The following is an 8,734-nucleotide window of genomic DNA, read 5'->3' on the forward strand; positions in this document are numbered from 1 at the left end:
CACAACCGGCGTAGTTAAAGCTGAGGAAACAGCCGATGATTTTTCATAAGCACTCGCTTAAGAGTGAAAAGCGATGTAACGAACTACCAACAAAACTAAGAAAAGTGGACCGGGGGGGATTTGAACCCCCGACCTCTTGATTGCAAATCAAGCGTTCATACCAGCTGAACTACCGGCCCGCGTCTGCCAAAATATACACTCTTTGATATTTAGGTTTTGCCGATCCATCACAAAAACAGGCAAAACAACACCGAAATAAGAAGCACACCCACCACAGAGAAGCACAAAATTCGTGTTGCCAAACGGTTCTATAGAAATATTGAGCGGACAATCAGCAACGCTTGCCAATGGTTAGTCAACATTGATTGTTTGTTTGGTGTATGTGCTTTGGTGGTATTTAGCTAAGTTTTGTTTTGCAAAAAGGTAAGACAAATAACTAAAAACTTGCTTTAGCATTGCAGATGAGAGTATGCCTCTGTTTCAGCCTTGGTTAGAAGTTACGACTGTGAGTAAGTGCACTATTGACTGCCGTTACTGTCCACAGCGTATCTTTCAAAAAAAGTATCAGGGTTGCAAAGTGCTAAGTTTTGATGACTTCAAGTCCGCACTATCCAGTGTGCCAAAGCAGGTGGCGATTCATTTTTCGGGGTTTGCGGAGCCTTTCTTAAACCCGCAATGCCTAGACATGATAGAGTATACCCATGCACAGGGTTACAAGATTAGTTTGTTCTCAACTCTTGTGGGTCTTAAGAGCAAAGATGTGGAGCGGCTCAAACGCTGTAATCCTGAGATTACTTTGCATTTGCCGGATAATTTGGGGAATGCTAAAATTCCACTTACCCAAGCATACAAAGACACCCTAACCGCAGCCATGAACCAGCTACATATTACGACGTTTTATGTGATGAATGAGCGTTTTATATCAAATGAGCGAGCAGGATCCTGTGAGGAAACGCAAACAAGAAACTTGCGCGGCTGGTTTTTCTGCGAAAAACTTGCTGCACCCCAGTTCGTAATGTTGCCCAATGGGGATGTAACTTTGTGTTGTATGGATTTTGGTTTAAAACATCCACTGGGCAATTTAGTGTCTCAATCATGGTTTGAGATCACTCAATCTTTGGAGTATCAAAGAGTATGTGCTAATCGCTTCAAAATAGACGGCAAGATTCTATGCAGGAAATGCGCTTGGGCCTCAGTAAACTTTAGAGCCAAATACTACATCAAACGAGTGGTGCAAAGACACCAAGCTAAACAATGCATAGAACACTACTACAAAAAGTAAGGTGGTCTATTTTCTGTTAAGCTCAGTTTTTGGTATTAGAGCTTATCAGGATGCGCCTGTTTTTTGACGATGTATTCATCGATAGTTTCGGCTATTTTGCGGGAGGCAACAACGGCTTCAACTACGGTTCTTGCTCCTGTTACGACATCTCCGCCGGCAAAGACACCTTCGCGGCTTGTGTGACCCAACCCATCAACCACTACCAACCCGTTTTGGCCTAGGTTTATGCCGGTGGTGGAGGAGGCAACAACTGTGCGGGGGCCTTGGCTTATTGCAATAATAACTGAATCGGCACTGTAGAGTTTTTCTGTGCCGGGGATGGCTCGGGCTTGTTTGTGGCCGGTTTCATCGAGGTATATCTCTGAATCGGCAAATACTACGCCTTCGTCGGTGATTTCGGTTGCTAGTTTGTTTAGTTCGAGTCTTGCGCCATCAATTTTGGCGTATTGGAGTTCGTGTTCAGTTGCGGTTATGCCTGATTTGTCTTTGTGATAAACGATTAGGACTTCTTCGCAACCGTGTCGAAGGGCAGTGCGTGCCGCGTCCATGGCTACATTACCTGCGCCGATGATGATTAGGGATTTGCCGAGTCGATAAACGGAGGGGTTTTTTAGGTATTCGATAGCGAAATGGACATGTCCTAGGCTTTCGCCTTTGATGTTTAGTTTGCGGGGTTGCCACACGCCTGTGCCCATAAAGATGGCGAGAAAGCCGTCGCGAAATAGATCATCCACGGTTAGGTTTGAGCCTATGGTTGTGTTGGGACGGATTTTTATGCCGCTTTGGATCAGAGTGGCCATTAGTTGGTCTACGATTCGTTTTGGCAGGCGAAACTCTGGTATACCATAGCGCAGTATGCCTCCGACTTGGTCGTGTTTTTCAAAAATTGTTACGTCATAGTTCTTTTTTGCAAGTAAAAATGCGATGGTTATACCGGCGGGGCCTGATCCAAGGATAGCTACTTTTCCGCGGTTTCGAAGGGAGCACACGGGTTTGTAGTTGTATAGGTAGTAGTCAGATATGTATTGCTCAATGGCGCTTATAAAAACGGGCGTGCCCTTTTTACCCATGATGCAGTGGCCTTCACATTGGTCTTCTTGGGGACAAACATGGCTACACACCAAAGAGAGAGGATTGTTTTCAAAGAGTAATTTGCCTGCATCTAATAATTTACTCTCAAGAAGCAATGCAATGGCTTCTTTTATGGGAGTGTGAATTGGACAGCCCTTGCTGCATAGAGGATTTTTGCATTGTAAACATCGCTTTGCATCATCAATTATGTATTTTCTCATACAACCTGTATCTCCTTACCCCAGTAAATAAAACAACCATATCTCGGAATTTTCTATCCCACTACTCCCTAAACCTCAATAAGGCAGGTTATAGAGTTAAACCTTCCGTTTAGTTCCATAGCCACTTCACTGAGCTATGGATTGTCAGCAACTCAAAACAGGCTTCTTAGCAGTCAAACAGGTATTGTCTTAGTGACTGTGCACTCTTGATTTAAGCGATTGTTTTAAAAACCCAGTGTCAAATATACTATTGGAGAAATACCACTATGGATATCGTAGGATTATTGATACAAATAGTTGTTACTATAGTTGTCATTGCACCTATACTGTGGCTTGTTGGCAGAGTACTTGTAGGGAAACATAAAGCCAAATTCACAGATGCCATCTGGATAGTCGCGCTTGGTACAGTCATAAGCGCCATCGTTGGAGCTTTATTGGGCGGTGGTGTATGGGGCAGTCTGCTCTCAACAATCATCATGTTTGTTGTGTGGCTGGGGCTCATTAAGCACTTCTTTGACTGCGGCTGGATCAAAGCATTTGTCATCGCGGTTATCACAGTGGTTGTCGCTGTCATCATATTGTTCCTGCTGGCACTCATAGGCATAGGCGTAGGCATCGGCATAGGCGCACTGGGCATCTAGTCCAGTATCACTCTTTCTTTTTTTAACCCTGAACTTACATCATCGTTTAGAGTCTAAAATACAGGTCTTTATTTGGCAGGTTCTTTTTGAGCGGCGGTTGAACTTGAGGTTAAATAAGAACTTGAATTTGATTTGGATTGATTGATGTTTGTGGGGTTGCTACTGTAAAATGGTTTTGTGTTGAGTTGGTTGTAGTTTTGTTGGTTTTGGTTGTTTATCGGATGGCTTCGTCTATTCTTTGGTCGCGTTTGGTTTTGGTGACTTCTTTGAATAGTTCGAGGCATTCTTCTTTGGTTGGTGCTTCTATGCCTATGCTGCCATAGGCGCCGATGTCGATGCGGTATTTTTTTCTACCGTCTGCTCTTTCTTCTGTTTGGCTTATTTTTTACCCTCTCCCTTTCGTTTTTAATTTTTTATTATACTAAATCGGATAACTAATTATGTTCCACTTATAAGGTTAGTCCCGGGGTACACTTAAAACCGCGCTTTCTTTGCGGCAAAAACCACAAACACCGCATTGCGCATATAGCGTCCCATCCGGGAGACCAATCCTGCCGCATCAGTGCCCAACTTGCAGACCAAAGCAAACTCAAACAATCCCAGCGGTTCCACATCGATAACGTCGCGGTTTAGTCGGGTCCGCTCAATCACCTCAGAAACCAGTTCCTTAGATGCACGCAACACAATAAGTCTATCAAGAAGAGATTGCTGCCAGTTCTGCAACGTTGTGGCCTGTTCAGATGACAACTCGGCAGTTAAAATATCTGCATCTTTTGAGATAACCCTAACACTTAGGGGCAACCCCTCAGTGATGGCATAGGCGTCGGTGATTTGTTTGAGCATAATATTTTTGCCATCAGCCAGCTGTAACTGCAGATTTGACAGGGGGACAACAGCTTGTGTTGCTTTGGGTTCAAAAACGCCCACATCCACCATCAGCCTCTGTTTTTCTATATCGATTTTAGAAACATAACCCTTGAGCACCATATCAGCTTCTATTGCATCAAGACTAGCAGGACATATCCCGATTTCTTTGCGTATATAAGCGGTTGCTACCGCTTGATCTTCACCCTCAATAGATATCTGTACCCATCGGTTTGTGGGATTGCTTAGAATTTTTAGGTCTACATCGAGGTCTGCGAATTGGGTGTGTAATAATTCATCTATCTGGCGTATTTGGCCGCCGTTCCAGGCTTTTGTGAGCAAGGTCAGATTAGTCATGAGTTTCGCCTATTAGGTTTGTTATTTCTATGTGGAGTCTTCTAACTCTTTCTGCTGCTTCCCCAAATCCTGCCGTTTGTAATCGATTAATTTCGATTTCTATAGGTACAACATCTTTGTCGTTATCGATGCGTTTGTCGGCATAGCAGACAATTTTTTCTTCTAGGGTTTGGGGGATATAGATGTCTTTGGGCCAGCCTAATCGCTGGGCTTCCTTGGGGGCAATACCTGCACCTACATGACGCTTGATGATGTTTACTATGGTTGGTGGTAAACCTAGATTTTGGGCAATTTCTACGCCGGCTAAGGAGTGATCAACGTCATGGGTTTTAGAGCGTCCGATATCATGTAACAAAGCGCCGGCTTCGATGAGAGATAAATCAAGGGTTATGCCGTTTTTTTGGAGTTTACAGGCGAGTTCCAATGCATAGTTTGCAACAGCTATACAGTGGTTGATGACTTGGGGCGGGCAATTGGTTTCTCTAAGAAGCTGGATCGCTTGCTCCCTGTTTGGAAGCGGGGGGTTCACGTCTTTATTCGCCTAGTTCTCTGCGCAAGATGTTTACTTTTTCTGAGAGCTTCTCAATCATGACTTCGTTTGCAAAGTGCGTTAGAGGATTGCCGCATGCTGAGCAGTGAAAAACTAACTCGACTGCTTCTTCAAAGGGGATACGTTTGCACTCTGGGTTACCGCAGTGGTAGAAGTCATGATTTTTTTCGTATTCTAGGCGCACGTTGAGTTTTTCAAGGACACGCCTTTTTTGGCTGAGAATAAAACCTTCGAGTTGGTCGGGTTGGAGTTTCCAGTGGAAGATAAACCAGCCGGTTTTAGGATCACGGGTACGTCTTAGACTAACTAGAGAGTGATCGTAGAGTTTGTAGAGGATTTTGCGTACGCTGTTTAGACGTATAGCGGTTTTATTGGCGATTTCATCATCTGTAATTTCTTCTACGCCCTTTAGATGATCGATAAGTATTACAGCATCTTGGTCTCCAAGCGCCAAGGCCACTTTGTTTAGAGTTGTATCATCAATAGTTGATAACATGCTGGAAGTTCCTTTTGACACGCATAATACTGCATCTTGCTGCAATAAAACTCTTCTCACAAGACGTTTAGAATTCAATGTTGTTTGTTTTAATTTCCTTACCGCGTTCTTTTGGGATAATGCTGATTTTTGCTTTTTCAAAGGGTCTACCTAGCTCTTGACCCCCAAAATATCGATCTAAAAAGAGAGCAAGAGCAGAACATTCGGAGTGAGGTTGATTGCCCACCGCAACATTAAAGTCAGAGACTTCAGGTGAGTAAAATTCACCAGGCACCTTTTGACTACCCACCAGAAGCATCACATCTTTATTTTGTACTTTAATACGGTTTAAAACATCACTTGTTTGAATATTCTCACCATAAGCAGTAAGATGTACAATAATACCACCTTGGTTTTTCCAGTCCCGAATGGCACTTTTCCATGGGATAGACATTTCAAATTTGAAGCCACCACCCCAAGTTTGGGTGATTTTAGCTATAGTTTCTTCGATATGCCGATCAGCAGTGTCAGCTAAAATAAAACCAGAGGCACCCAAAGCCCGGGCGGTTAGAGCAACATGAGTGGTGAGCCGCACATCACGCTGAACACGATGACCCCAACGCAGAACCACAATTCGAGGGAAACCACTACTACCACTATTGTTGTTGTTGACTGGAAGTGAATTGGAATTTTCCATTTAATATTTGGACCTTCTTTTTTATCTGCTCCATAATTGAGGGTTCAGCTTCGAGGATTATGTGCACGGAGTCATTTGTGAATTCTTCGTTGTGAATATCAGCTTTTTGATGTACCCAAGAAATAAAGGGCATCACATTACCGCTTAGAGGTACACTAAATTCTGCAGCCACATAGTGCTCAAGCACTCTAAGAACATATTTTTTGAGTTCATCAAGATTGGTTTGACGTTTTGCGGAAAGCAAAAGAGGATTTTTAAGTTTATCTTTGAGAGCGGCAAGTTTTTCTGTTTGTTCTTGGGGAGTGAGACAGTCAATTTTGTTGAGAGCAGTTACGAGGGGGATATCAGAGGCACCGAGTTGTTCAATCGTTTGAAGACAGATATTATTTTTCTTCTCGATAGCGTTTAGGGGTTCGTCTAAATCTACAACCAATATTATGAGGTCAGCAAATATTGTTTCTTCAAGTGTTGAGTGGAACGCCTCAATCAGTGAAATAGGAAGTCGATCAATAAAGCCTACGGTATCGGTTAGAAGGAAACGCCGTCCGCTAAACTCTAGCATACGTGTCTGGGTTGAGAGGGTGGTGAAGAGACTTTTATCCACCAGAGCAGTTTCTTGGGTTAGGGCATTAAAGAGGGTACTTTTGCCTGCGCTGGTATATCCAGCCAGAGAAATTGTTAAAAAGCCTAATTCTGCACGCCGTTCTCTTTGTAAGACACGTTTTTCTCGTATACGGCGGAGTTTTTTGCGTATGGTCTGTACTTGTGCCTTGATGGCATCACGATAGATGTCAGCTTCATAAACACCCAAGCCCATAAATCCAGGCTGCTCACTACCCTTGGAGAGACGTACTTTTTCGCGGGCATGTCTGAGCTCGTTTTGAAGAGTGGCCAGCTGGATTTGGAGTTGAGCCTCGGTTGTGGTGGCTCGTCTACGGAAGAGCTCCAAAATAAGCTGGAATCGATCCATAACTTCAACATGGGTAGCTTTGGCCAAGTTGTAGTTCTGTAAGGTTCGAAGAGCATTATCAAAAATTATTTTTTGAGCGCCCGTTGTTTCAACGAGTTTAACAAGCTCTTCGACTTTGCCTGCACCAATTTGGTAACGGGCATCAGGTCGACGGGTCTGCTCCATAGTGCCAACTATGGTGTAGCCGGCAGTTTCGGCTAAGCTTTGGAGTTCTGCTAAGGTGGATTCTTCGCGGTTTAATCGGCGTTGAACTAAGATGGCTTTCGTTTGCCAGGTGCCTCCTCAGCGGGTTTAGTCATATCGATGAGGTCACCCAAAGTTAAACCGTCACTAGCCAGTTTTTTGGGCGTTGTGGCAGTTACTTTTTCGTCTACAATCGGAACCATCAATGTGATTTTTAGGGCATGCTCCAGCTTGTTTGCAAGCTGGTTGGTGGGTGCAATTTTGCCGGTTTCAATGTGCCGCAACACAGAAGCTTTTTCGTTGATTTTTTTACCCAAATCCTCATGAGACAGGCCTAGTTTTTCTCTGACTGAACGGATTTTGGCGGCATAGTCATCGACGACCTCGGTGGTTATTTGCACCTGTGCAACAGGCGGTTTTTTCATGATGACGGGGATATGTGCATACGATTTGGTTGGACTGGGCTGTGAAATTGCTACTTCTTCATGCATTACGACTTTACCGTGTTTAGAGCACTCAACACACACGGTCAGCTTGGCGCCTTCGATTATCGCACGCACGGGATCCGTGTGGATTTTGCGTCCGCAGACTTCACATCGCATGTAAAATAATCACCTTTCAGAGAGTTTTATTATGTTGTTATGTTTATACTTGTCGAATTAACCTCACCAGATGGTTATGATAAACTCATGGAAAACGCAAAACAAAAAGTCCGATGCATCGCAGACTACCAATTCGGCAAAGGAACCGGCACCAAACTATTCCCCGAAAACATAGAAATCCAGTATTCTCCCCGCACAGGCAGAATACGCTTCATCAACCTAGACAACCAACGACTAGCAACACTGCGCCCCACCGATGGCAGACTATCTTTAAGCGTCACAGCCGCTCAAACCATGGCAGAACACATCCCAGAAGCCAAATGCTTCGTAAAGGTACAAAATGCCGTAGCCCCCTACATCGCCAAAGGAGGAGACGTCTTTGCCGTACATGTTGTGGCAGTTGATGAAGAAGTATGCGCCAAAGATGAAGCCATTATCATTGATGAGAACCACCAAGTTCTCGCAGTTGGACGTACCCTGCTCTCTAGCAACGAAATCCGCGCCTTTAAAACCGGTGTCGCTGTCAAGACCCGACATGGTACAAACAAATAGATAAGAGAACTAATCACTTCTTCTATAAACAAATCTTGACACCAAAAACGATAGCTAAGTGAAAACATAACTACCAGAACCATATGATAATAGCCAAAAAGAAGCCCCGTTAACTCGAAGGATACACAAACATTTCAGCGGCATCGTCTATTGCTTTGACCGCATTATAAATAAGTGTTGATTGTATATGTTAACACGTGCTTAGTTATGAATAAAAAGTACAGTGTTAACTTGACCAAAGATGAGCGTTGGATAATTTTTGAGACAAT

Annotated in this window: 10 protein-coding genes and 1 tRNA gene; 3 read left to right on the top strand and 8 right to left on the bottom strand. The window is 43.8% G+C overall.

Features of this window, described 5'->3' with window-relative positions; translation table 11 throughout:
* Positions 1-105: 105 nt before the first annotated feature.
* Positions 106-179, bottom strand: a tRNA-Ala gene (locus FWF39_RS05315).
* Between the two features lie 326 nt (positions 180-505).
* On the opposite strand from FWF39_RS05315, the gene FWF39_RS05320 reads away from it, so the two are divergent.
* Complete coding sequence (locus tag FWF39_RS05320) at positions 506-1,282, top strand: SPASM domain-containing protein (protein ID WP_343382405.1); 777 nt, start codon at positions 506-508, stop codon at positions 1,280-1,282.
* Positions 1,283-1,317: 35 nt separating this feature from the next.
* On the opposite strand, the gene FWF39_RS05325 is transcribed toward FWF39_RS05320, so the two are convergent.
* Positions 1,318-2,574: an NAD(P)-dependent oxidoreductase gene (locus FWF39_RS05325; protein WP_343382406.1), complete on the bottom strand. Its 1,257-nt coding sequence runs from the start codon at positions 2,572-2,574 to the stop codon at positions 1,318-1,320.
* Positions 2,575-2,840: 266 nt separating this feature from the next.
* Here FWF39_RS05325 and FWF39_RS05330 point away from each other — a divergent pair, with 266 nt between their 5' ends.
* Positions 2,841-3,215, top strand: coding sequence for a hypothetical protein (locus FWF39_RS05330; RefSeq protein ID WP_343382407.1), 375 nt, complete (start codon positions 2,841-2,843; stop codon positions 3,213-3,215).
* Positions 3,216-3,689: 474 nt separating this feature from the next.
* Here the strand turns inward: FWF39_RS05330 and FWF39_RS05335 are convergent, their stop codons facing one another.
* The 6 genes from FWF39_RS05335 to FWF39_RS05360 form a co-directional block, all read right to left on the bottom strand.
* On the bottom strand, positions 3,690-4,436 hold the full coding sequence (locus FWF39_RS05335) for a DUF2110 family protein (protein WP_343382408.1): 747 nt from the start codon (positions 4,434-4,436) through the stop codon (positions 3,690-3,692).
* Complete coding sequence (locus FWF39_RS05340) at positions 4,429-4,965, bottom strand: HDIG domain-containing metalloprotein (protein ID WP_343382409.1); 537 nt, start codon at positions 4,963-4,965, stop codon at positions 4,429-4,431. Before FWF39_RS05340 ends, FWF39_RS05335 begins: the two co-directional genes overlap by 8 nt.
* Positions 4,966-4,969: 4 nt before the next feature.
* Complete coding sequence (locus FWF39_RS05345; protein ID WP_343382410.1) at positions 4,970-5,482, bottom strand: transcription factor; 513 nt, start codon at positions 5,480-5,482, stop codon at positions 4,970-4,972.
* A gap of 67 nt (positions 5,483-5,549) precedes the next feature.
* Positions 5,550-6,158 (bottom strand): tRNA (cytidine(56)-2'-O)-methyltransferase, encoded by a 609-nt coding sequence (locus FWF39_RS05350; RefSeq protein ID WP_343382411.1) that lies wholly within the window; start codon positions 6,156-6,158, stop codon positions 5,550-5,552.
* Entirely contained in the window at positions 6,118-7,386 is a 1,269-nt protein-coding gene (gene hflX / locus FWF39_RS05355) for a GTPase HflX (protein WP_343382415.1), read from the bottom strand. Before hflX ends, FWF39_RS05350 begins: the two co-directional genes overlap by 41 nt.
* A complete protein-coding gene (locus tag FWF39_RS05360; RefSeq protein WP_343382412.1) occupies positions 7,380-7,913 on the bottom strand; it encodes a multiprotein bridging factor aMBF1 in 534 nt (177 codons plus the stop codon). Before FWF39_RS05360 ends, hflX begins: the two co-directional genes overlap by 7 nt.
* Before the next feature lie 39 nt (positions 7,914-7,952).
* On the opposite strand from FWF39_RS05360, the gene FWF39_RS05365 reads away from it, so the two are divergent.
* The gene (locus FWF39_RS05365; protein ID WP_343382413.1) at positions 7,953-8,465 is read left to right on the top strand and encodes a PUA domain-containing protein; all 513 of its coding nucleotides are present in this window, start codon (positions 7,953-7,955) and stop codon (positions 8,463-8,465) included.
* Positions 8,466-8,734 lie beyond the last annotated feature (269 nt).

The sequence above is a fragment of the Candidatus Bathycorpusculum sp. genome, assembly GCF_009778815.1.
GTDB classification, from domain to species: Archaea; Thermoproteota; Bathyarchaeia; order Bathyarchaeales; family Bathycorpusculaceae; genus Bathycorpusculum; species Bathycorpusculum hydrogenotrophicum.

Coding starts and splice junctions, on each gene's coding strand:
- FWF39_RS05345 (WP_343382410.1), bottom strand. CDS start 5,482: ATGTTATCAACTATTGATGATACAACTCTAAACAAAGTGGCCTTGGCG.
- FWF39_RS05335 (WP_343382408.1), bottom strand. CDS start 4,436: ATGACTAATCTGACCTTGCTCACAAAAGCCTGGAACGGCGGCCAAATA.
- FWF39_RS05330 (WP_343382407.1), top strand. CDS start 2,841: ATGGATATCGTAGGATTATTGATACAAATAGTTGTTACTATAGTTGTC.
- FWF39_RS05365 (WP_343382413.1), top strand. CDS start 7,953: ATGTTTATACTTGTCGAATTAACCTCACCAGATGGTTATGATAAACTC.
- FWF39_RS05325 (WP_343382406.1), bottom strand. CDS start 2,574: ATGAGAAAATACATAATTGATGATGCAAAGCGATGTTTACAATGCAAA.
- FWF39_RS05350 (WP_343382411.1), bottom strand. CDS start 6,158: ATGGAAAATTCCAATTCACTTCCAGTCAACAACAACAATAGTGGTAGT.
- FWF39_RS05360 (WP_343382412.1), bottom strand. CDS start 7,913: ATGCGATGTGAAGTCTGCGGACGCAAAATCCACACGGATCCCGTGCGT.